Raw genomic sequence first — 23,846 nt, forward strand, 5'->3', positions numbered from 1 at the left:
ACTTCTTTTTAGCCTCTACAATTAGAAATTTAGAACAAGCGTAAACTAATTAGGCAGACCCTGCACAAGACTGTCCCAATTGAAAGTACTAAACTATGATCATCAAATTTTCGATATATATCATTGAGTCTACTAAATGTAATTATCTAAAGAACTCAAAACTTAATCTAGCTATTAACCGGAGAGTATCCAATGTTAAACAGAAACGGATCCACAATTGCCTTAATTTTTTTCTCCCTTACGGCTACTGCGCAAGACATATACGTGTCCCCCACCGGCAGTGACAAATTAAACGGGCTATCTCCACGTATAAACTTTTGGACAAAAACCGGACCTTTTAAAACACTGGCTCGAGCTCAACAATCTATCAGACAAATTAAAGCAGCAGGCAAGTTTAACCAACCTATCACTGTACATATTGGCAAAGGCACATATCAATTGCAAGCCCCGCTAGAGTTTGACGACAAAGACTCAGGGCTTCCTGGCCAGGAAGTTACCTGGGAGGGAGAAAATGGCGGCAGTATTATTTCCGGCGGCATAGCGCTTAATAATTGCCAATCCTATTCCTCCACTAGCCCAAATCGCATACTGAACTGCCAGTTAAACGCCAGTATCGCGTCAAATATTAGTGCAGAAGATAACGAACGTATTTCAGGTAACGCTCCAGTATTCGCGCTATTCGTAGATGACATCAAAATGAATCTAGCACGTTGGCCCGATAGTGACTGGGCGCACATCAAATTACCATTAAATGCGCAAACCCATTTCAGTGTTTTTGAAAAAATGCCAAAATTCACTGGCGATTTAAGCAATGCCCAAGTACACATCTATCCAAATAGCGATTATTATGACCAATATCTGGGTGTTGAGAAGGTTGACACGGTAAATAATGAGATAATATTAGCATCGCAAACAAAAGCAGCAATGACAAGTGGGAGGCGCTTTTATCTACAGAATTTTCAATCAGCGCTGAATATGCCTGCCGAATGGTTTTACGATCAAAGCAATGCAAGAATTCAATTTATCCCACCAGCAGGATCACCAGCCAAGCAAGTTTTAATATCATCATTACCTAATTTAATGAAATTAAACTCGGCAAAATATATAAACTATAGGAATCTTACATTTAAATATACTAATGGCAACGCTATCACCATAGACGACTCAGGAAATATTTTGTTAGATAACCTAGAAGTTCGCCATGCACGAGACAAAAGCATACTGGCCACAGAAAGCACCGATATAACTATCTCCAATAGCCACCTCCACGATTCAGGTATCGGAGGAATTCTGCTTGAAGGAGGAAATAGGCCAAACTTACAGGCGTCGGGGAATACTATGGTCAACAACCATATTCATGATTTCGACAATGTTCTGCTTAGTTATTCCCCAGCCATCGAACTAAGCGGTGTAGGAGGAAGCGTATCTTACAATTTGATTGAAAATGGAGCCGGCAGCGGCATTAATATTATAGGCAATGATCATTTAGTAGAAAAAAATGAGATTTCAGATATATGCAAACAATCTAGTGACTGTGGTGCGATTTATTCCGGTAGAGATTGGACATTTCGCGGCAATATAATTCGCTACAACTATGTGCATGACTACACTGGCTATATGTTAGACACAAACACTCTAAATGTGGCTAAAAATATTCTGCAATATAAAAATGACGGTGCACGTGGCATTTATCTTGACGACGGTGTGAGCGGGTTTACGGTGTTTGGAAATATATTAGTAAATGCCGGCATGCTATCTATTCAACTTGGCGGCGGGCGTGATACGCTTATTGAGAACAATGTTATCAAAACTGATAAGCGCGCAATATGGGTTGATGATCGCGGCCCAACTTATAATTGGAGCGTTAATAGAGAAAGCTTAGCGAGCATGCCTATTAAAAGTATTTTATGGGCTAAAAAATATCCTAAGCTATCGGCCCCGATGAATAAAGACATCTGGCCAGAAGACAATATCATTCGACGAAATGTCATTATATCAACAGCGAGCAACGGTTACGCTATACGCTATCTTTTACCCAAAAAAAGCAACATTATATCCAACAATATTGTTTGGAACGCTAAGACAAATATAGTACTTGATTACAATATTCTAGACTCAAACATCCGAGGTGGATCACAATGGAGTAACTGGGCTGGCCTGGGGTTTGAAACTAACAGCCTTAACACAGACCCTTGCATAAATTTAATGGGCAGTAAAATCAATATAACTTGCGATAGCTCCCCATTATCAAAAATAGGTTTCAATAATTTACCAACTGATATAGGCCTTATACAATAAACAGTTCAAAAATATTCATACGCTTTTTTAAAGAATTTAGTAGTATTACCGTTAAATCAGAATTCACAAATACCTTAAGGGCATCTCTAAAAATTCAGCGACTCCCACCGGCTATTTGGCGAAAAGCAAAACGGCTGAAATGCGATAATACTAGCAAGCAAACTGCTAGGAAAGAAAAAGTCAGACGGGAGCCAAACCGTTTGATGTGGTGCTAATGTTCAAGATTTTGGTGCTCCAAAACTGCACAATTTATCGGATGACGGCATCGAATATCAAATTCGTGATCGGTTCAGTTTCATGCGGTTTCTGGAATTGCAATTAGAAGATCGGGTACCGGATTCAAAAACGGTTTGTAGGTTTCGGGGAGCACTTAAAAATTTAGACTTGGTTGATGTGTTGTTTGCGCGGTTTCATGCCCAACTGGCAGAACAAGGTTACGCAGAGAGCAGGGCAAATAATCGATGCCACCTTCGTTAAGGTGCCAAAGCAAAGCAATACCCCCCAGAAGAAAATACTCTGATTAAAGAGGGGCAAGTTCCTGAGGCCTGGGATAAACCGGAAGCGCGAGCCAAACGTTGGCAGAAAGATATTCAGGCCCGCTGGACGAAGAAAAACGAGGAAAAGCATTACCGCTATTTATGCCCTTTAGGATACAAAAAATCACATCAACGTCGATGAGGGAAACAAACTGATACAGAGCTATTCAGTGACTCATGCAGCGGTTCACGATAGTCAGTTATTTGATGAGTTGCTCGACCATACAAGCGATGAGGATGGAAACAAGCGAGCAGTTTACGCCGACAGCACTTATCGTTCTGAAGCCCAGGAATAGCGAGAAGCCGACACAAAATAGCCAGCCAAGTTTGTGAAAATGGCACGCGCGGAAAGTCGTTAACCGAAGAGCAAAAACAATCAAACCGGACTAAATCGAAAGTCAGAGCCGATTCGAACATGTGTTTGGCGCGCAAGCGGCAATGGGTGGGTATCTGGTATCTGGTATCTGGTATCTGGTATCTGGTATCTGGTATCTGGTATCTGGTGCGCACTATCGGTTTGGAACGAGCCAAAGTCAAAATCGGATTGATAAATTTTGTTTACAACATGAAGCGCTTGGTGCAACTTCATTCAGCGCGACACGAACGCGGCTAAACGCGCTTTAACGGCCCCTTACAGGGAAGGTGCGCCTGAATGGCCTAAATAGGGAGAAAGAACCCAAAGACCAGAGCATGTGCAGCGTTTTTTACTTCAAACAGCCAAAATAAAGGATAATTTTGAAAAAATTCGAAAAACTTTCCTCCAGTTAGTTTTGGGGAATCTAAATTTTAACTATTAGAGGCCTCCCTTAACTTATTGTAAGCCCACTCTCGACCAAATCGATCCATAAACCCAATTTCATCGGAAGCGGCCTTTGAAAATTATTGAATCTATAATAGTGACCTTGAAAACCTCTTTTAAAGTTGCCCCTAAGAAAACCAGGTACCGGGAAAATAAAAACATGAATCTGCCTGGGCAGGTTTTATATGCCCTAACTCAATTTACTGGTCAAATAAAAGATGCTTATGTTTCTTAGAGCAATTTTCAGCTTAGTCATTATGTGTGTCCCCCTCCCAGGGATGACACTAGAGTATTATATTGCCCAATCAGGCAACGATCAATTTGACGGCTTATCTATGGGTAAAACCCAACTAGGCACTAACGGACCTTTTTTGACTCTTGGACGGGCTCAGCAGGCGATCAGAGATTTAAAAAAAAATGGTCAACTTGATCAACCTGTCACCATTCATATACAAACGGGTAATTATGTCCTACAAAAACCACTCGAATTTGATTTAAGAGATTCTGGTTTTGAAGGCCGGCAAATCACTTGGAAAGCAGAAGGCGGTGCGGTAGTCATCAGTGGCGGAATTGCATTGCAAAACTGTGCAAAGGACCAAGACAACCCCCTAATATGGAGTTGCGCTACTTCAAGCTTACCCTTAGATAAAATCAAATACAAAAATAATTCCCGCAAACAGGGAAGCGCGCCGGGATTTGAATTATTTATAAACCAGAAACCGCTGCATCTTTCTCGGTGGCCGAATACTGATTGGGGGCACATAAAAACACCGTTGGCAGAAAAAACCACCTTCGATACATTTGAGCAATTGCCACAGTTAAGCGTCCTTAGCGAAGCTCAAGTACATATATTCGCGGGCAATGATTGGTTCGATGAATATACTCCTGTATCGTCTATTGACTCCAATCTAAACCAGATAAGTTTGGCAAAAAATACGACCTATCCATTGGCAAGCGGCCGACGGTTTTATCTAGAAAATATCCAGTCGTTGCTGGATGCCCCGGGAGAATGGTTTTATGATCGCTTGGGCAATAAAATCTCATTTATTCCTCTGGACAATTTAGCCCCAAAAGACATCATCATTTCCGCTCAGAAAAATATACTTTCGCTAAATGGTGCAAACTACATCACCTTAAAAAATTTAACCTTTCAGTACAGCACTGATGTGGCTATTATCATCGACAAGTCAAATCACGTAGTAATAGATGGCGTTGAAATTAGTAATATTGGTAGTAGAGCAATTGAAGCTAAGAACAGCAATGACATTAAAGTCACTAACAGCCTCATTCATGACACAGGCGAGGGCGGCATTCTGTTGAGTGGAGGTGATAGAAACTCACTTGAGGCTTCTAATAATGTTGTCCATAACTGCCATATTCATAATTTTGGCCGAATAATACTGACTTACACTCCTGCCATCGAAGTCGCTGGAGTAGGTACTAGCGTTACCCACAATCTGGTCGAGCAAGCGCCGGGGACCGGAATTTTGATACACGGTAATGATCATTTAATTGAAAAGAATGAAATACATCATGTCTGTGAGCAAGCATCCGATTGCGGCGGGATATACTCGGGACGCGAGTGGACTTATCGTGGCAATATTATTCGCAATAACAGTATCCACGACTTATTCGGCTATGGACTTAAAAATATTAATATAGCCACCAATACCATAGTGTACGGTAAATCTGACGGGGTACGCGGCGTATATCTAGACGATTTCCTGAGTGGTTTTACCGTAACCGGCAATCTATTCAATAACGCCGGCGCTATGTCGATTCAAATGGCAGGTGGCCGCGACAATATTATCGAGAACAACGTCATTAAAACTGATAGCTACGCTATATGGGCCGATAATCGCCCAGCAACGACTGAGGTTAAAAAACGATTCGCCCAAGCCATCCAAAATACTGCCTGGATTAAGAAATATCCAAAACTTAGCAACCCAATAACTAATCAAGATTGGCCGGAAGGCAATAGCCTGCAGCGTAATATTATAATTACCAGCAAACCGGGCGGCTTATCGTTACGCTATTCACTGCCTAAACAAAATAACATCATAGCTAACAATTTAACCTGGAGCACTACAGGACAATTTAGCGTTGATTACAACATATTGGATGGACTAGCAAAACGGGGGGGAGCACCTTGGCAAGAATGGCTCAGCCAAGGCTTTGAAACTGGCAGTAGTTACGCTGACCCCTGCGTGACTATAACAGCTAATAAAGTGAGTTTTTGCCAGCAATCGCCGATTAAGCAAATCGGATTTCAGCCGATACCCGCGGATATTGGATTGCTCAAATAACTTAAGGATGCCTCCAAAAATATACTCTTCCCAAAGAGTGCGCATTCAATGGTAGATTGGACTGATTGCAATGAAGCCCAGCAATCGCTGAAAATCTTGGAAACGGAGCGCCAGCGAAGTGAAGATTTTTAGTCCCCGATAGCCGTAGCGCCGGGCAGGTTTTCGCAGCGAAGCGGAGAAAACCTGCAAGGCATCGCGACACGGCGTTAAGTCATGCGAGAGCCGATCTTTCGACCCCTTGTTGGGTCGGAACGAGGTGACGCGGACGAATCGGGGCGCCGAAGGCATAAGCGGTCGCGTAATTTTTGCCGATTTTTTCCAGCAGGATGCCCGAAAAAATCTTTCGGCAAAAATAGCGACTCCCCGGTTTATTTTGTTGGGCTTCGCTCTGCTTTTCTCAACCTACATTTTTATCTCGCCGTCAGAAAAAGTTTACTGCCATTCCAATGCTTAACTGCCTGCGTAAGACGGAAACATCTTCTCTCGTAAAGACAAAAATGGCCTTTCAATTAACTTTGTAAGTACCACGGCCAAAACAATCGCACCGCCATACTTAATAAGCAAATCCACTACCCCAGGCACGGAGGTTATTCCGAGTCTTTTTAACAAAGCCTCGACCATTCTCATCATCACAAATTGATATACATACATCGCATAAGAATATACTCCAATCCAAGCGAAACCTTTTACCATAAAATTTTTTTCTGACACAAAGTTAAGGCGATAACAGTATAATAGCATTACCCCTGCTGTTAAATAAGTTATCGTGTACCTAATTGTTACTTTAAAATAAACTTCTTCTTGAAACAAAATCAGGCTAGTAACGCCTATAATAAATAAGATCGCCAGTGTTATTTTGCGCGCAGCCAAACTTTCAAATTTATCTTGATGAAAGGTTTTAAGGTAGGCCAAAGCGACACCAAAAGCTAACGCATCAACCCTATATTGGGTTTGAATATATATTTTACTAAGATCAACCGGATAAGCGAACGCTGCAAATCTAAGTAAAAGGGAGGACAGCATAACCATTGGAATAATTACTACAAAAAATTTCATGCTTTTCGCATTTGATTTAGTCAAAATCAAAAGACAAAATGAAAATAGCAAATAAAAATGCTCTTCAACAGCCAAACTCCAAAGATGTGCGAGCGGCGTAAGGAAATAATTCTGCACATGAAATAAGTTTTGTATAAGAAAGGACTCCCAAGGGTAGCGACCACTAATTAGCAATAGCATGAGATATACATATAAAATAGGCCAAATTTTAAATGCTCTTCTAATCAGAAATCGCCCTACTCGAAAGCCTCCGGTTTTTTTATACTCATTAAATATAAGTCCGCCGATTAGAAACCCGCTGAGCACAAAAAATAAATCAACACCCGCCCAACCCAGCACCCGACCGGGTATCAGTAATGCATCAACTAACCATACGCCCGTATTTGTGCTGTTAAAGTGCCAGCCCATAGCAAGCAAAATGGCTATTCCTCTAATAAAGTCCAAATATATTTCTCTGGTTTTCATAGGCTTGAGAGGTTAAATATCATTGCACGGCCTCATAAATAGCCATTAATTCGGCGTAATTTTGCTCAGAGGAATATTTTTCAAGAAAAACCCGCCTAGCGTTTTCCCCGAGTTCTTCGACTTGCTCAGGATGCTCTAATAGCCATTGTGCTTTCTCGGCTAAATCGTTTGCATCACCCGGCGTAAAAAATAATCCGGTTTTACCGTCTTCGATAATGTCAGCCATGCTCCCCAATCTAGATGCCAGAATCGGCAAGCCATGGGCAAGTGCCTCAACCAAAACCAACGGAAAACCCTCATACCATTCTGATGGCAGTACCAAGAACGCAGCCTGCTGCATCAACTGACTAATATCCGATGCATTTTGCCGACCTAATGCCTTAATATTGGTTTCATCTTGTAATAAATCCTCTAAAGGCCCGCTACCAGCGACCTTTAATACCGAGTGCCCTGCCAATCCCGACCAGGCGCTGAGCAGGGTTTTGATACCTTTTTCCTCGCTGATGCGGCCCACAAATAATCCAAAAGCGGGATTAGTTCTAGCAAGTCGGTTTATTCCCGCGTACGGATCATGTAGAAAATTGGGCTTTACAGCGATCTTTTCTAATGGAAAGCCGGCTTGGATAAACTTGCTTTTGGCAAAATCCGTCAGCGCGATAAAGCGGTTGACCTTAGTAGACCACGTACCCTGTTTACGATGTGTCGCCACCATATGTGCGACTACCAGGCTACCTAGTTTTGACCCACGATAGCATCCATACCTGACTGCCTGATAGGGTGAACCGGCTATGCATTGTTCGCATATTTTGCCATCCCTCATCAGCATGGCACCCGGACAAATTAGCCGGTAATTGTGCAGTGTTTGTACCACGGGCACGCCTTGAGTCATACATGCGTCGTAAATTGACGGGCTTATTTGCGGGAAAAAATTATGCACATGTACTACGGCGGGTTTAAATGTGCGTAAATAGTCCTGTGCTATCGCCAAACTAGCCGCTGAATAAGTTGTAGTAATCGCGGTATTTATTTTGCCCTTTAATCCAGCGGGCAAATCCTTATTATCGACACTCCATAATTCAACTTCTTGACCATGCTCTGCCAATAATTTTGCCTCAGCAGCCACCACATTATCTTCCCCTCCAGCCTGTTGATAACGGTTATGAACTAACAAGATTTTCATTAAAACACTCGAGCAATATTGGAAAAAAACACAAATGCGGCTAGTTTGTTGCAGCTTCGGTTTAAACTACGACACTATCATTGGTGAAAACCTTTACCCCCATCTCCTTTATGCCCAGTGGGTACTGTGGAGAAGGCCGGGGTTAGGAGAGCAAAATCCATCACTACTAACCCACAACCGTTAAGCTGAGCAGTTAATTGATTTGACCTGACACCAGCGACTGCGCGAATACATTCGCACCTCCGCCACATAGCTAAACCGTATTGCCCTTTGGGATCTGGCAGTTTTAAACGCTCCCTAAAGCTTTGCTTTTAAAATAGGCTTGAATACCCCCTACAAAATTCGACGCCATATTCTCTATTGAAAATTGACTACCACTTTCTAGCGCGTTTATTTTTAACCTAATCAACTCATCGGAATTGCCAAGAATGCTGGCGACAGCCTGAGCGTATTCATCTGCAATATGTTCGGTTATTAATCCATTGTGGCCGTGCTGCAGATATTCGATCTCAGGACTATGGTTTTGAATATTACTGGTAACCAAGGGTAATCCCGCGGTAAAGGCGTCTAAAATAGCCAATCCAACCAAACCGGGACACAGGAATAATTCTGCTGACCTAAAGGCTAAAGCCTTTTGCTCGCCGAATAAAGGCCCCAGATATTTAATGAATGGATGCGCTTTGACAAAGTGTTCCACCATTGCTTTATCACTGCCATTACCAACAATCAACAGCACAAAATCAGGATTTTTTTGATTTATTTCAACCGCTGATTTTAATAAAAAATCAAGCTTCTTATCAGAATAAAGCCCGCCACAATAAAGACTAATTCTAGCATTCTCACCAATACCTAATTGCCCCTTAAATTGCGCTATTTTGTCCAGCGATTGCAGAGCCAACTGCCTTTTAAACTCGGAAGTATCAATACTATTGTTTAATACAGTAATTTTAGAAACCGAGTAACCCAACTCTGCCATATAGTTTGCAACGCCCTGCGTATACGCAAACCACCAATCACATTGAGTTGACAGTATTTTCTTCATTTTTTCTGCCAAACTACGGGAATTACCCTGCCTATTCTGCCCATGCCCCCAATAAGCAAAACGTTTAAACCCTAAAAAACGGAATAATATCAGAATATAATTATGAATATGTTTATTAGCCTGTTCGGTAATAACAAAATCTGCCCATAAAATATGTGCTAGTGCGTGGTGTAAAAAATGCAACTTTCCTTTTAACATCCAATTGCTATTTTCAACAATACAAATGCCGCTGCTGGTGGTTATATTATCTCCTTTGCTTATTTCATGCGCAGGCGGTGTACCGCAGACAACTCTTACCGTATGTCCTTGTTCCGCCAGTAATTGCCCCATCCGGTCAAACAATGGCATACGGTATTGTTTCAGCATGGGTTGGAAGATAACTATTTTCATATCCCTGATAACAATTGAAATTTAATTAACATTAGTAAACCTCTAAAAATCCCCTCGATCTCTGGGCCAGGGCGAGGAAGCCTTTAACAATACGCTTTCCCCGAAGACGGTATTATCAAAATTAGGTTGGACTGAATGCATGCACATATAAAGCGCACAAGCTTAAGGGTGTTGGGCTTCGCGCCGCTCTGCCCAAGCTAAAATTTTCGTTTATGACAGACTCCCTCGACAAATGTAGATTTTTTATATTTAGCAGCCAATTTAAACACGACCTCGTACCTTTCGTATTTTTGCAAGCGTATAGCGCCTGATAGCGACTGGAAGCATAAGTAAAAAGCAGCACAAAATATCTTTGAATGTAACTTTATCAAACCGTATCGCTTTCCATATTTCAGGAAAACTATACAACCGTTCGTTTAATTCCAGAAACATCATTGCCCTAATGCGATGCCAATGCGCTAAATATCGACGAAGGCTTGCGTTAAATTTTGTTGTTGTTTCTAATAATTTTAATAACTCTAATGCCACATAATCGGGGCATTGCGGACGCCGCAAGAAATTCTTTCTGTCGCCGATAGCGACAGGAGGCAACATATAATAGGCTGTCGGCAATTTTGAAAACGCCACATCACCAGCACATGCTAAACGGGCAAAAGTCAGAGTGTCTTCGCCTGACTTTATCCCCAATGGAAAACCACCTACTGATTCTAACCATGCTCGGTTAATAGCAACTGATGACGTAAAAACAAAATGCCCAAACTCAACAACATCCGCAAAATAATCGACTATTAATAATTGATCAGGTTTAGCATCAGGATTACGAAATTTACTTCTTTTGGCTACACCATCACCACGGACCCCAAAATAAGCCGTTCCGTATAAGGCAACATCTGGAAACTGGACGATTAACTGTTGCAAATTTTCAAGATGCGTTGGTGCCCAGTAATCATCAGCATCTAAAAATGCCAAGAAATCGTTTGTCGCCAGTTCGACGCCTTTATTACGCGCTGCAGCGACACCGCCGTTGGCTTGTTTAAATAATCTGATACGTTCGTCATTATAGGCATCAACCAGTTCAGCGCCATTATCCTTCGATCCGTCATCGACAATAAGCAATTCCCAGTCTTTTACGCTTTGAGCGATAACGGAATCAATCGCTCTACTGATAGTTGACGCCTTATTATATAAGGGAATAACCACAGTTATCATAGCTAGCCTCAAATATTCGCTGTGTTTTGGCGTTTTGCCTTAAAGAAATATTTGAAATAACTGCCAATTACTCGCCCGACATCCAACAAGATATAACTTGGCAATAATATTTTCGGGCAATTATTCCAACCATACCACCAATGTACTTTAAGATTTGCCGGTGACCTGATGCTGGTTAAATAATTGATAAAACCCTTTATAGAAAATTGATCGCGCACAGCAGTCATACCTGTGGCATCGACATGTGCTAGCACACGACAAGTTTTGCATACGTAAATCGGAAATCCAGCCCGCATCGCCTTATGACTAAAATCATAATCCGCACCATAATGCGGTAAATGTGCCTCGTCGTATAAACCCAAATTTTGAAAAACCTTGATAGGAAACATAGCCCCTCTTCCAGAGGTGTGATTTACCTCAATCACATTTTCATCACTAGGCAAGTGATTCTTTGCAAAGGTAACAACCTTGGCTTTTGCAGTAAGCCAGCTTTGCCAATGGCCTTCAGCTGCGAGTTTTCCTGTGGCAATATCATACTTCGCTGATGCCAATACTGAATGGGGATACTTTTTAGAATATTTTGCAAGCTCTTCCAAATAATCTATCGGCAATTCATTATCATTATTTAAAGTAAGCAGATAATCATCTGGCGCAGCTTGTTGCAAAACATACTTAACACAAATATTTATTGCGCCAGTCCACCATAAGCTGTCATCAGCATTGATAACAACAACATCAGGAAATCGGGACTTTATTTTAGCCGTAGTACCATCTGTACTACCATGATCGCAAATCACGACAGCATAGTCTTTGAATGTTTGTTCCTGTAATGTCTGTAGACATTGCAAGGTAAATTCTATGCGGTTATAAACGGGGATACAAATCCATATCTTCATGCTGCTTAATTCTCCATTTTAAGTTGATTATGAAACCAAAAGGTAACTCCACATACAAACCACAACGCATATCCTACAGTACCCATTGTAGTATTCATGGTCGAAAATATAACAAAAAACAGAATAGAACTAAATAAAAAAGCACCTTCAGACTTAAACCTTTCGGTCTTAGCTAATTTATAAGCAGTTCTCATTGACCTAATAAGTAATACTGCTAGCAAAATCGTGCCAATTAGCCCGTAGCTCATTATTGCAGATAGCACAAAGTTATGTGGATGAACAATATTGAAGTCTCTGGCGTTATACTCTGATAGAATTAGCTTGTCGCGGATCTCCTTGTATTCTAACCCGGTGAACGGACGCTTTTGTAACTCTTCAAACGCGAGAGGAATAACACTTGCTCTCCCCGCAGTAGTTCCCGTCGACTTAAATGTTTCTCCTGCGCGATTTAAATTTTGTTCGACTAAATTAACATTTGTTAAAGATTGCAGAATTGCTAATAAGGCAATAACCAAACCACCCGCAACACCCATTACAATGAGCGTTTTTACTTTTTTACCTTTGAGAAATGACACAGCAAATAATGCGAGAACTATCCCTATATATCCAGAACGATGTGCAAGCATCATAATTCCAGATAAAGGCAAAAAAGCTAAATATTTTTTATATTCCCACGAGAATAAGGCAATACAACCAAAAGCCAATAAAATATTGGCATCTCCAAATCCTAATCGTAACGTACCCTGCCCTTGTAGTATTGTTTGCGTCAATTTTGAATGAATCAACAGCGGCTGACAAAGTGGAAAAACGAGAGAAATCAATATTGTGAATTTAATTAATGACTTTAGCTGACCTACGTTTTGATACATCACAAGCGGCATAAAAAAATATAACACTTGCGTATCACCCATAAAAAACCTTAAAACATTATCTAATGCCATGTGGTTAAGGTAGCCGTTAACTAATTTTCCAACAAAGAAGATTAAAAAAAACAATATAAATATTGCTGTTAACTTTGTCTCTGGTGCATTTTGACTATTGAACCTAGGATTTGTAATTTTCTTTATAAAAAACTGAAAGCAATAAAGTAGCGCTAACGCATAAAACAAATCTAATGGCAATATATTTACAGGCCCAAGCGAGACCTTAAAGCTATCAATAAACTCCCTACTTGCAAGCCCAGTTGTGAATAAATACAGCAAGGCAAAATAAGGCACTACTGTTGGCCTAAATGCAACAGCGACCAAAAGAATTAAGCAAACAGCTATTTCAATCATGTTTAAGTTTATTTAACTCCGCACGAGTTTTTATAATTGCAAGTTAGCTGCTGCAGCTTTAAGTAGGCACCTGGCCAATCACTCTTGCTGGGTTTCCGACGGCAATAGAGTTACTCGGAATATCTTTAGCAACCACAGCACCCGCGCCAATAACGCTATTTCGGCCAATTCGAACACCCTTCATGATTTTACTGCCTGCACCAAGGAACACATTGTCTTCTATAACCACAGGTGCGCATTTGACATTATCGGAGGACTTATTAAAACGTCTATTTTCGGCCGCAACCGGGTGAAAGTCAGTATCAAAAATTTGCACATCCGCACCCAGCAAACATTCAGAGCCAATTTCTACTGCCACGGCTGCGCATATTACTGCACCACTAATCCCGCTGCCGGCTCCGATAGAAATCTTTGCATTGGGGCGTAATGTTCTGATTATAACAGGGTGGGTTACACCTAAATCCGTAAACCTAGGATCCGAACAAAGTACAACGCCTTTACCGATTGATATTTTGCTATTTGGCTTTACAGAGATTATCGGTAGACCATAAAGTGTCGGCATAACGTCTGCAACAATGCCATTCGCTTTAAACAATAGCCGACCACTTAACTTCCACCATCGCCTTAAAATGGCTGTTTTAACCCGTAATAAAAAAAAAAATAATTTATAAACCATATCAATTAACCTGGCCCATTTTAATTAGCATTGCTGAACAAAATATTTTCATATAAAGATAAATATTTGCCGGCAATCACATCCGGCGCGAACATTTGCCTTGCTCGTGTATAACCCATTTCTGATCGTTCCCCATATTGCTCATCAAAGGCCTGCTTGATAGCTAACACAATTGCGTCTGAGTCTGTCATATCAGTCAACACGGCGCAGCAGATTTTATTAGCAGTTTCGTCAAAACCCACTACCCAAGGCACTGCTCCACTGCGCCGCCCGGCAACAACCGGCAGTCCCAGCGCCATTGCCTCGGCAATGACTACGCCAAATGACTCTTCCAATGACGGGTGTAGTAATAATTCCAGTTTGCTGAACTTGTCGATAAGTTGTTGATGCGGTGTACTACCGTGAAAAACCATGCCACCGGCCAAACCGTTTTTCTCACACCATTGCTGAGCAGTTTGGTTGGGACCAAAGTCCATACCAAAAAGGTGTAGTTGCGCTGCGGGATGTTCGCGATTTAATTTGGCAAACGCTCTTAGCGCAGGTTCAGGGTTCTTACGTTCATCCCAGCCATTGCATATCATCCCGATTCGTTTGTGTTTTGGCGCATTACGTGGTTTGCCTTGCGACAAAACGTAATCTGCCAGCGGGTTAGGCACGAGCGAAATTGGAATGCTAGTGTAATGCTGGACGGCCGACGCCATATACGAAGATACTGCTGACAAGTTCCTTGCTTTACGAAAGACCTGTCTCGCCAGCAAATAGCGTATGGCCCGATAAACACTTCTCGTATATCGCAGAATCACCGCTGGCGCGTCATGACAGGTAATTAAATGCGGCAAGCCTGTTTTAATGGCAGGGAGCGCAAATTCGTACGTCCAGTGTGCGTGAATAATCAGCGGCTTTGCAAGCTGCATGGCGTCGTATAACTGCTGCCTTTCGTAAGCAAAACCGTCCACCGCTCTGCCTAAGCGATGGTTATTTAAGCGCCATGCCCGCGGTCGGGAAGGACAAATATAAAAATCAAAGTTTGCCCCGCTGACTTTTACGATGCCCTTATTTGGATAAAGCGAAGAGTCGGTGGTGAACGCGGATACTCTGTGCCCCTGCTTTAACAATTCGCCAATCAGCACACCCGTAAATGGTGCCCCGGGATAGCCTTTGGGCAATTCGCTAGTATCGCAGCTTAGTAGGCTTGCAACATGTTCTGTGGCTATTGGAGCCGCGATGCCTATATGCAATTTCATCTCCGACTAATACCGGCTTAGCGCTCTGAATTGACAAACAATTGTTCGCGTATTACCGCAACAATATTCCCATAAACCACCGTCGCCTCCAGATGCTTTTGTGCATACTGGGCGGCAAGATAACCCAGCTCGTTGCGTTGCTCTATTGTCAGGCTGAGTATATATAAGGCAACATCAGCTACTTCCAGCGGGTGTTTGATGATGAATAGCCCCGGTATGTCGTTAAAAACCTGTTCGTAGCCTGGTTGATAATTCGTGATATGCGGAACGCCGCAAGCCAAGCTGATCGGTAACCGATCAGAAGAATACATGGCAATTTTATCGAACTGGCCCCAGTTAACGCTCATCCAAGCATCTCTTATTGCCTCACCTTGTTTATCAAAAGCAATTCTGCCTTTGCAATAGGGCTCTCCCTGCCAACCCTGGCCCGCCCCATACAAGACAAATCTTTCCCCAAGTTGCTTGTATAGGGCTTGGGCAGCAATTTTGCGACTGCGACCACCCGGCATAAATAGCCAAGGAATACGCTTTAGGCAGGGAAGATTGGCGATCATCACCGCATCTGCTTTCCGAGAAAGCGTGGGCTGCCAAGGAGTACCAAAACGACGACTATCGTAGGAATGCGGCGCATAGCGCACAAATTTCGCCCCTGCCTTGTAGGCCAATTCCGCAAGATAGCCTGTGCCGCCTAAAAAGCACATGTCCGACTCGGCAAGAACTGCGGAAATTGTGGCGTTTAAGCGTTTTACAAAATGTCCATAAGGGTCTTCTTCGTACAAGACCAGTTTGGGTGAGCTGGGTATGCGTTTAAGTTGTTGTAGATATTCACGGTCCATTGGGTAACTATTACCTGGATGCTGAATAAAAATAATATCAGGCCGAAATGTTCTAGCGGCTTCAAGAAGTTCTGCCAACGCTTCTGCGTGGCTGCTTAAGGCCTTCTGGCGCACCAGATATGAATACGCGGTGTATGCTGAAAACGCATTTTCCCGATGCAGTTTTTCAAACGCCATTCGGGGGCCAATTTGATCCCCTTCTATATTTTCATTAGGTATATAAAACCAACGCATTGAAATCCTTTTAGGTTAATTGAGAATATTTAGGTAGGAATTTACTGAAAACTCCAGATCGTCCGGCTAAAAAACGAATCGCAGATAAGTGTACAGCAATGTAGCGAACTATAAAGGCGCCAAACAATAATCCAGCACCACCGGCAAATATTTCCGCAACTAACCTAATTTGGATATTAAAACTTGATCCTATTAAATGGATTATCAATTGAATCATTGCTCCGCTAGCTAATGCGATGATTACGATGCATACTGAGATTAACGCAACATCTCTAACAGGTATCCGCAGGACCCGGGTTAATTTTATCGCCATAACCCCTACACGCACCCATTCTGTTACTACCACTGCCGTGGCAATATCTAGTGCTCTTCCTGTTGGTGCAAGCCACAACATTAAAGCGACTAAAAATACTAACATGGTTACTTGGATCCGTAGTTTTATTCTAAGCTTGTTCATTGAATCTAGGGTTACACCCGCAACATGGGATATGTAAAGTGGCCCCACAGACCAGGATAACATTTCAAGAATCGGTATAGAATCCAGCCATTTGCTCCCTAGTAACACTTTTACTATATCCGGGGCAGAGACGAATATACCCGAGCCGACAGCGAAAGCATAACTGCCAACCAGTAGAGTACTAAGTTGTAAACTAATTATTTGCTTATCATGCTGGTCGCTAACGGAACTCATGATTGGGAATAGGACTTTGGTCAATATATTTGCCGGTTGCTGAACCGGCAGATTAGCAAGCAATAAAGCGCGGTTGTAATAGCCCGCAGGTGCTGCTCCAAGTAGTTTACCGATTAGCAATGCATCCAAATTTGAACTCAGGAATTCAGTAAACCCAATCAGCGAATAACGCCCTCCATAACTGAAAAAATGCCTACGTTGCGCAGCAGTATGTCGCAAACTCAAGGAATGCCGTTTGACTGCGTAACTGAAAATAGCAGTCAACGTTGATTGCGTCATAAACGCTGCAACTAAGGCCCATACCCCCAAGCCATGGTAAGCAGCGCCAATTCCTACCAATCCATAGCCGAACACATATGAAACTATCTCGATGATTGATATTGCACGGAAAGCAGTGTCTCTCCGTAATAGCCCCATAGATACGGCGGAAAAACCACCTATGATGAAATTAATCGATAATCCCCGAATCACCAAACCTAGGCCGTCCATTTGAAAAAATACTTCGATATACGGGGTTGCAATTTGAACAACTCCAAAAAATAAACAGGAGATACCAAGAGAGACAGTAAGTGCAGCGGCTATATCACCATCTTCCAACTTAGGCTTCTGAATAAGCGCGGGTGCCGTACCCATTTGGGCGAAATATCCAAAAAAACGCAGGCTCACATTGGCGATAGCAACAAGGCCAAAGTTTGCTGGTTCAAGCAAGCGCGCCATTATTGCCATAAAAACCAATTGAAAACCAACTACCGTAACTGTTGAAAACGTACCCCAGCCAATACCAGAAACTAGGCTTTTTATTTTTGACATATTAAAACCAAGGTTACGCTAGTTTTTTTTAAAGCAAATAGTCTGATCATTTATCTAAATTTTCCTTAAGGCCTAAAATATGATTGCAATCGTCTATAAAAACATATCACTGGGACAGACGCCCCTCAAGCTTCGCATAAAAGTCGTTTTAGCTTGTAATACTGTTCGCAAAGGGAATTCGACCTAAGATATATTTCTTTATAAAAATTGGACCAAAAACCCCAGACAATAACAATATAGGCGCAAATATTAAAAAATTATGGCCATCCCAGGCAATAAATTTTAGTAAGACGCCTTTAACAAGGCCAATCAAAATAGTATTCATCAGATATATGCTGTAGGTATATTTTCCTAGCATGCCCCAAATAGAAGTTTTCGACAAAAAGCCACTCCGCATTAGTGCTTGTAATGCCGGCAACGAAAAAAAGCCTATAACAATTTTTGAAACTAGCGGCGAAAAATATGATACCGTAAAAAATGACAAGAAGAATAAAATAAAAAACACGTAGCAATACTTATCAATAACATTTAAGTATTTGTCATAGAAACTAACAACAACAACCCCTAGTGCAAAAAATAAAAAATATTCGCAAAACCTATCTAGCATAAAAACATTAGTAGCCGGCACAAACTGAATAATTACTCCAGCAACTAAAGCCAACACTGGCTTTTGAGAACAAAGCCCTATAATCAGAGGGAACACTATATACATTTCCATCAATACATAGATAAACCACAGAGAGCCACCGGCACTTTGAGAAGGCACCAGCAAAAGATTATAAAGTTCAGTATATAGATCGCTAGGCAAGCCATCCACATGAATTATTTTAGAAAAAGCGATTTTGCCGGCATAGATTAAACATCCGAATAAGACATACCCAGGAGCTAGTCTTTTCAGTTTTTTAAATACGTACTTAAAGTAACCCTTAGCACCCTCCATAACAGGAAAGGTATAAGCCATTATTATCCCTGATATAAACATAAAAAATGGCATATGGAACTTATAAATATAAAACTTAAGCACTGCGTACCATTCATTGTTAGCAGGCATATCCGTTGCAACAATATGTCCGAACACAACAAGAAAAATAGCAAGGCCTTTAGCTTTATCTATGTCAACGAGTCTGCTTTTTTTATCCAACCTGATTATCCGCTTTTCTAAATATTAATGAAAAATAGCTTGAGGGGGCCGATTAAAATAACATAACAACAGGCCATCCAATGATGGCAATAGAAATGAATAAACTTATCGGCATCGCCTCATACAGAGGTGCTAAATATTTACTTGTTAACCCGCCCCCTTAATATTGCCTCCCCCGCGAAAGCGGGAGTCCAGTAGTTTGAATAGATTCCGGCCTTCGCGGGGTTGACGAATCCGGAGAATTTAAGGGCAGAATTAATAAATACTCAATCTTCTCGTTTACGCCCTGCAGGCACGGAGAAAGAAGGCGGTTTCTTTAATTTTTTGAGCGCTTTTTCATTTTTCCCACCAGAACAAATATATAAATCATTTTGAAAAATTGAAACGACGCATCAATCTGCTCTTAAATATTAATTTACAAATGTACAAACAGATAAAGGCACCACTAATATCAGCGACCAAATCTAATACCTCGAAAGCACGACTAGGATTGGATAACTGATATAACTCATCGGCCACACCAATAACTGTCACAATCAATAATGGCATAAAAAACGCTGGCAAATGCCACCCCAAACCCAAATTAAACGAAGCCCCAAATACTAATAAGGCCAGTACGCCAAATGCCAAAAAATGTGCCACTTTATCCAGACCAGAAACTTCACCCATTATTGCAGCCGGCGGCTGTGATGATTCGATGAAAAGTATCGCTATCCATGCGATGCTCAACGCGATAAACACCATTGCTAGATTGCGATTGCTTTCAAAGTAAGCCATTGTCTTGTTTATTTGGGGTTAAAATCCGCGCATTTGCAGCGTCCGCTAAATGCAAAAACTGTCTGTGCGAGCATGGGTATATGTGTCGCGAGATGCTGCAGTTTGGCTATGCCGCATACAATGTAGTCTATGCAGCCAACATTCCTGTAGTGCTGGCCGAAGTTTAAATTCAATGCCTTCGTGTTTACTCATAACGGAATAGCTGTCTGTTTCGCAATACGCTTAATAGGCTTTTGCTCTTCCCCTATTGCCGGAGCAAATACTAGGTCGAGACGCTGTTCGCCCAGTGCCTGTTTGGCTTTAACCAGAAAGCGCAGTTTGGCAACCAAAGGTTTTTTCAAGATTTTGATTAAATCTTTTTATATACAAGGGGACCTCTAAAAATTAAAAAACCTCCTTCTCCTTTTTTGGGGGAAGGTTGGGATGAGCGGATTAAAATCACTTATTTACACCCACTCACCCTACCCCTCTCCCGGAGGAAGAGGAGATTTTTAGAGGTTCCCACAAATCTATGTCTCCGCCACGTCTATTATCGTCTGTACTAGAGCCAAACAATTTCAAGCTTGCTTGCGCTCCACACACTCAGCGGCAATGCTCTTTAAGATGTCGGCTTGTTGTTGCGTTAATCGCATGGTTTATATCCGTATGTTGCGGCGCGGTAACTTGGCCTTGGATGTCCTTGATTCATTTTTTGGCCTCACACACCAGCTACCAATTTCTGTTGGGCGTTCTTAATTCTATTTGGTCAGATTAGAAAGGAAGTCCGTCATATCCGCCGGGACACCAAAAGGTCACAAGAGCTGGTGTCCAGTGCCATGAATGGCGGGCTTCTAACCATCCATGAAGCCTAGGTTCCGGCAATCCATGCCGGAATAACGACCTTCGGCAATGTGATACCCCAAATCTGACAAAGTCGAATTAAAGCTTATGAAAAGGTCCGCTTAAAAATTAAAGTAACCTTTTCTCCCTTCATACTAAATGCCGCTAAGTTAAAACTTGTAGGTGCCAATTTATTCTCGCTATGGGCGCCAAAGGGCGAATAAATTCGACCCTACAGCATATTCAACTCTTAACTTAACTACATTGCCTTCATACATACCCAAAGGGCACAAAATGGAAATTGGGGTTAGGGAATCAAAACGAGTAATTCGCCTTAGGACGCTCTAAACAAGTTGGTTCCGATCAGACCCTCAGAGTACAGGTGGTTCGACAGGCTACCCCGACCGGAATTAATAAAATACTGTTCGTGGTTAGCCTGTCTAAGGACTTAGTCATAGCTTCCTTTTTAATTCCCCTCGCCCCAAGCAAGGAGAGGGGGCTAAACTTAATAGCTTTCTTTTTTCAAAAGAGAGGAGCTTTTAGTCAGTAAGCCTGCTGCCCCACAAACCCTTTAAAAACAGTCAATACCACAATCTTTAAATCTAAAATGACTGACCATTGGCGAATGTATTCCAGGTCGTGATGAATCCGCCTTTCCATTTTGTCGATGGTTTCGGTTTCGCCTCGGCAACCGCTGATTTGCGCCAGACCGGTGATGCCGGGTTTCATTTTGTGCCGCAGCATGTAGCCCTGGATCTGCTTGCGGTAGTATTCATTGTGCGCCACTGCATGGGGCCTTGGACCGACCACGGACATAGTGCCGCTCAGTACGTTTAGAAACTGCGGCAATTCATCTAACGAGGTACGCCGCAAAAAGTTGCCTAGCGGCGTCACCCGGCTGTCGTTGGCGGTGGCTTGTTTGATGCTGTCGCCATTTTCACACACCGACATCGACCGAAATTTCCAAACTTCAATCTGCTCACCCTTCACGCCATAACGCATCTGTTTAAAAATGACCGGCCCCGGCGAGGTAAGCTTGATCGCAATGGCGATGATCAGCATCGGGATAGCGATAATCGGCAAGATGATCGCGCATAACAACAAATCTTCAAGCCGTTTGGCCGCGCCATCCAGCGACGAATTTAACGGCGTATCGAAGACGCTGACCACCGGTATCCCTTTTACGCTGCTGAGCTTGGATTGCATCAGGTTAAAGGTAAAAAAGTCCGGAACTATGTTTACCGACACCGTACTATCGGCCAGCTCTCGAATCAATTGGTTGATTCGCTTTTCCGCACGCAAGGGCAAGGTGATGTAGATATGATCGATTTCTCCACGCTGCGCTCTTTCCAGTAGCTCTTTAAAGTCGCCAACGATGACGTCGACCATGTCTTCATCCTGCCTGCGCTGTTTGTTCTCGATGCGGTCGTCAAAAAAACCAACAAAGCTATAGCCCAGCCAAGGCATTTCAGTCAGCGCGGCATTTAGGCGTTTGCCTAGCGAATTACCGCCCAAAATCGCGTAGTTGCGGGTATTGAGGCCGTGCATCCGCAAATAAGACAATGTCGAGCGGCGCAGCGAGTGCAGCATGATGATGCTGAGCGGCGCCAGCGGCAGCCACAATTCCAAGACTTGCCGCGAATATTCAAAGCCAAGGTCAAATACGAAAAAACTGCTGGCAATCAGTGCAAAGGCCACTATCCACGACAATAATATCCGCACGGCGTCGTCAAACAGGGGGTCACCGCGCCAGCCGTGATAGATCTCTTGATGCTCGGCAAAAATACCGAACAACACGGTACAGACAATAAATAAGCCCAGGTATTCACGGTCGAACGGCTCGCCATAGATGTGTAGCGAGATGTATAGCGTGATAAAAATCAACGCGGTATCCATGGCCCGCTTAATGCTCTGCAATTCGGGCTGCAGCGGCCTGATAAATCCTTTTGGGCGAAACTGATTCATATCAAATATACTGGTTAGCTTAATGAGTCGATCATTTGCCTGCCTGATTATAGGACTTTAAGCCAAAATTATTTCAGCTTAATGAAAGTTTAATGCAACACCGGCGGCGGCATATAAACCGTTCGGCGCTTACAAGTTCTTCCTGCATGCCACTTCTTAGCGACATCGCAAGCGCGACAATTGACACTCAAAAACCGGCTGAAAAATCAACGTTGCTTGTAAACCACTTTAGCAGGTCTTGCCAAGCTCACCAATAAAAACGCTACTCTTAACCAAGTAAACAGACTATTTCATAATCCTTATGACAGAATCTTTCATATCAAATAAAGCCATTCCCGTCCGCGAACGCCTGATCATGGCTCTGGATGTTTCCAGCATCGCTGAAGCGCAAGCCTTGGTCGAAGAACTGGGGGAAGCGGTGATTTTTTACAAAGTGGGCATGGAGCTGTTCATGTCGGGCGATTATTTCGGGTTTATCGAATGGCTAAAGGCCCGCGACAAAAAAGTGTTTGTCGATCTTAAATTCTTCGACATTCCGGCCACAGTGGGCAGGGCAATTAAAGCGCTTAGTAACAAAGGCGTGGATCTGGCCACTATCCACGGCAACGATTCCATTATGGAAGCAGCGGCAGCCGCGAAAGGCGACTTAAAAGTGTTGGCCGTCACCGCATTAACCAGCCTGGATCGCGGCGATTTGGATGACTTGGGCTTTCAATGCGATGTACGCGACTTGGTGTTGTCACGCGCAAAAAGGGCCTTACAAATAGGCTGCGACGGCATTGTTTCATCGGGCTTGGAAGTGGCAATGATTCGGGAGCAGTTGGGGGAAAAACTGTTGGTGATTACTCCCGGCATCCGGCCGGTGGATAACCGCGAAGACGATGATCAAAAACGCGCGGTCAGTGTCGAACAAGCCATTCAAAACGGTGCGGATTATATAGTAGTAGGCAGACCCATCCGCGACGCGGCTGACCGTAAAGCCATGGCGGAAAAAATTCAGGGACAGATTGCAGCGCAGTTTGGTTGAGTATTTGCGCTAAAGCTTTCTGGAATTTTATTCTGGGTATTGTTTGCTTGAAGAGCAAAAATTTAATTTTGCCGGGACTTTTAACTCCCCTCATCCCAATCTCCCTCCCTTAGGGAGAAAGGGGCTTGTGTAATTTTTATAGCCCCTCAAAAGATAACGCCCAACATCTAAA

Annotated in this window: 18 protein-coding genes and 1 pseudogene; 5 read left to right on the forward strand and 14 right to left on the reverse strand. The window is 42.7% G+C overall.

All coding sequences use genetic code 11. From position 1 onward, the window contains the following. Positions 1 to 192: 192 nt before the first annotated feature. The 4 genes and pseudogenes from METH11B_RS0113785 (at position 193) to METH11B_RS0113800 (ending at position 5,939) form a co-directional block, all read left to right on the forward strand. Positions 193 to 2,298, forward strand: a complete 2,106-nt coding sequence (locus METH11B_RS0113785; RefSeq protein ID WP_026602521.1) for a right-handed parallel beta-helix repeat-containing protein — start codon at positions 193 to 195, stop codon at positions 2,296 to 2,298. 169 nt (positions 2,299 to 2,467) lie between these two features. After that, a pseudogene (locus tag METH11B_RS29800) lies at positions 2,468 to 3,447 on the forward strand (IS5 family transposase); the annotation flags it as partial. Positions 3,448 to 3,706: 259 nt separating this feature from the next. Further along, the gene (locus METH11B_RS29495) at positions 3,707 to 3,868 is read left to right on the forward strand and encodes a hypothetical protein (protein WP_197026958.1); all 162 of its coding nucleotides are present in this window, start codon (positions 3,707 to 3,709) and stop codon (positions 3,866 to 3,868) included. Further along, a complete protein-coding gene (locus METH11B_RS0113800; protein ID WP_197026959.1) occupies positions 3,858 to 5,939 on the forward strand; it encodes a right-handed parallel beta-helix repeat-containing protein in 2,082 nt (693 codons plus the stop codon). Before METH11B_RS29495 ends, METH11B_RS0113800 begins: the two co-directional genes overlap by 11 nt. 450 nt (positions 5,940 to 6,389) lie before the next feature. Here the strand turns inward: METH11B_RS0113800 and METH11B_RS0113810 are convergent, their stop codons facing one another. The 14 genes from METH11B_RS0113810 to METH11B_RS0113880 all read right to left on the reverse strand — a co-directional run bounded on the left by METH11B_RS0113810 (position 6,390) and on the right by METH11B_RS0113880 (position 22,647). After that, positions 6,390 to 7,439, reverse strand: coding sequence for an acyltransferase family protein (locus tag METH11B_RS0113810; RefSeq protein ID WP_197026960.1), 1,050 nt, complete (start codon positions 7,437 to 7,439; stop codon positions 6,390 to 6,392). 40 nt (positions 7,440 to 7,479) lie between these two features. Then, entirely contained in the window at positions 7,480 to 8,640 is a 1,161-nt protein-coding gene (locus tag METH11B_RS0113815; RefSeq protein ID WP_026602526.1) for a glycosyltransferase, read from the reverse strand. 286 nt (positions 8,641 to 8,926) lie between these two features. Then, on the reverse strand, positions 8,927 to 10,072 hold the full coding sequence (locus METH11B_RS0113820; protein ID WP_026602527.1) for a glycosyltransferase family 4 protein: 1,146 nt from the start codon (positions 10,070 to 10,072) through the stop codon (positions 8,927 to 8,929). Between the two features lie 261 nt (positions 10,073 to 10,333). Continuing rightward, on the reverse strand, positions 10,334 to 11,281 hold the full coding sequence (locus tag METH11B_RS26815; RefSeq protein ID WP_026602528.1) for a glycosyltransferase family 2 protein: 948 nt from the start codon (positions 11,279 to 11,281) through the stop codon (positions 10,334 to 10,336). Positions 11,282 to 11,289: 8 nt separating this feature from the next. After that, positions 11,290 to 12,177 carry a glycosyltransferase family 2 protein gene (locus METH11B_RS0113830; RefSeq protein WP_026602529.1) on the reverse strand — a complete coding sequence of 296 codons (888 nt, stop codon included), beginning with the start codon at positions 12,175 to 12,177 and terminating at the stop codon, positions 11,290 to 11,292. A 5-nt stretch (positions 12,178 to 12,182) separates the two neighbouring features. After that, entirely contained in the window at positions 12,183 to 13,454 is a 1,272-nt protein-coding gene (locus METH11B_RS0113835) for an O-antigen ligase family protein (RefSeq protein ID WP_026602530.1), read from the reverse strand. A gap of 58 nt (positions 13,455 to 13,512) precedes the next feature. After that, a complete protein-coding gene (locus METH11B_RS30005) occupies positions 13,513 to 14,130 on the reverse strand; it encodes an acyltransferase (protein ID WP_026602531.1) in 618 nt (205 codons plus the stop codon). A 20-nt stretch (positions 14,131 to 14,150) separates the two neighbouring features. Beyond that, positions 14,151 to 15,368, reverse strand: a complete 1,218-nt coding sequence (locus tag METH11B_RS0113845) for a glycosyltransferase family 4 protein (protein ID WP_197026961.1) — start codon at positions 15,366 to 15,368, stop codon at positions 14,151 to 14,153. Between the two features lie 23 nt (positions 15,369 to 15,391). Next, positions 15,392 to 16,444 carry a glycosyltransferase family protein gene (locus tag METH11B_RS0113850; RefSeq protein WP_155931125.1) on the reverse strand — a complete coding sequence of 351 codons (1,053 nt, stop codon included), beginning with the start codon at positions 16,442 to 16,444 and terminating at the stop codon, positions 15,392 to 15,394. 10 nt (positions 16,445 to 16,454) lie between these two features. Next, positions 16,455 to 17,945 (reverse strand): lipopolysaccharide biosynthesis protein, encoded by a 1,491-nt coding sequence (locus tag METH11B_RS0113855; protein WP_081733808.1) that lies wholly within the window; start codon positions 17,943 to 17,945, stop codon positions 16,455 to 16,457. Positions 17,946 to 18,093: 148 nt separating this feature from the next. Further along, a complete protein-coding gene (locus tag METH11B_RS0113865; RefSeq protein WP_026602535.1) occupies positions 18,094 to 19,086 on the reverse strand; it encodes an acyltransferase family protein in 993 nt (330 codons plus the stop codon). Positions 19,087 to 19,452: 366 nt separating this feature from the next. Further along, positions 19,453 to 19,863, reverse strand: coding sequence for a VanZ family protein (locus METH11B_RS0113870; RefSeq protein ID WP_026602536.1), 411 nt, complete (start codon positions 19,861 to 19,863; stop codon positions 19,453 to 19,455). Positions 19,864 to 20,051: 188 nt separating this feature from the next. Beyond that, on the reverse strand, positions 20,052 to 20,204 hold the full coding sequence (locus METH11B_RS29160) for a hypothetical protein (RefSeq protein ID WP_155931126.1): 153 nt from the start codon (positions 20,202 to 20,204) through the stop codon (positions 20,052 to 20,054). Positions 20,205 to 21,225: 1,021 nt separating this feature from the next. After that, positions 21,226 to 22,647, reverse strand: a complete 1,422-nt coding sequence (locus METH11B_RS0113880; RefSeq protein WP_020484325.1) for an undecaprenyl-phosphate glucose phosphotransferase — start codon at positions 22,645 to 22,647, stop codon at positions 21,226 to 21,228. Between the two features lie 301 nt (positions 22,648 to 22,948). Between METH11B_RS0113880 and pyrF the strand changes: the two genes are divergently transcribed. Next, complete coding sequence (gene pyrF, locus METH11B_RS0113885; RefSeq protein WP_020484324.1) at positions 22,949 to 23,674, forward strand: orotidine-5'-phosphate decarboxylase; 726 nt, start codon at positions 22,949 to 22,951, stop codon at positions 23,672 to 23,674. The last annotated feature ends 172 nt before the right edge of the window (positions 23,675 to 23,846 follow it).

The sequence above is a fragment of the Methylomonas sp. 11b genome (assembly GCF_000515215.1).
Classification (GTDB): domain Bacteria; phylum Pseudomonadota; class Gammaproteobacteria; order Methylococcales; family Methylomonadaceae; genus Methylomonas.

Excerpts from the sequence above, each read along its gene's own strand:
- METH11B_RS0113785 (WP_026602521.1), top strand. The coding sequence starts at position 193 with ATGTTAAACAGAAACGGATCCACAATTGCCTTAATTTTTTTCTCCCTT.
- METH11B_RS0113800 (WP_197026959.1), top strand. The coding sequence starts at position 3,858 with ATGTTTCTTAGAGCAATTTTCAGCTTAGTCATTATGTGTGTCCCCCTC.
- METH11B_RS0113815 (WP_026602526.1), bottom strand. The coding sequence starts at position 8,640 with ATGAAAATCTTGTTAGTTCATAACCGTTATCAACAGGCTGGAGGGGAA.
- METH11B_RS0113820 (WP_026602527.1), bottom strand. The coding sequence starts at position 10,072 with ATGAAAATAGTTATCTTCCAACCCATGCTGAAACAATACCGTATGCCA.
- METH11B_RS26815 (WP_026602528.1), bottom strand. The coding sequence starts at position 11,281 with ATGATAACTGTGGTTATTCCCTTATATAATAAGGCGTCAACTATCAGT.
- METH11B_RS0113830 (WP_026602529.1), bottom strand. The coding sequence starts at position 12,177 with ATGAAGATATGGATTTGTATCCCCGTTTATAACCGCATAGAATTTACC.
- METH11B_RS0113835 (WP_026602530.1), bottom strand. The coding sequence starts at position 13,454 with ATGATTGAAATAGCTGTTTGCTTAATTCTTTTGGTCGCTGTTGCATTT.
- METH11B_RS30005 (WP_026602531.1), bottom strand. The coding sequence starts at position 14,130 with ATGGTTTATAAATTATTTTTTTTTTTATTACGGGTTAAAACAGCCATT.
- METH11B_RS0113850 (WP_155931125.1), bottom strand. The coding sequence starts at position 16,444 with ATGCGTTGGTTTTATATACCTAATGAAAATATAGAAGGGGATCAAATT.
- METH11B_RS0113855 (WP_081733808.1), bottom strand. The coding sequence starts at position 17,945 with ATGTCAAAAATAAAAAGCCTAGTTTCTGGTATTGGCTGGGGTACGTTT.
- METH11B_RS0113870 (WP_026602536.1), bottom strand. The coding sequence starts at position 19,863 with ATGGCTTACTTTGAAAGCAATCGCAATCTAGCAATGGTGTTTATCGCG.
- METH11B_RS0113880 (WP_020484325.1), bottom strand. The coding sequence starts at position 22,647 with ATGAATCAGTTTCGCCCAAAAGGATTTATCAGGCCGCTGCAGCCCGAA.
- pyrF (WP_020484324.1), top strand. The coding sequence starts at position 22,949 with ATGACAGAATCTTTCATATCAAATAAAGCCATTCCCGTCCGCGAACGC.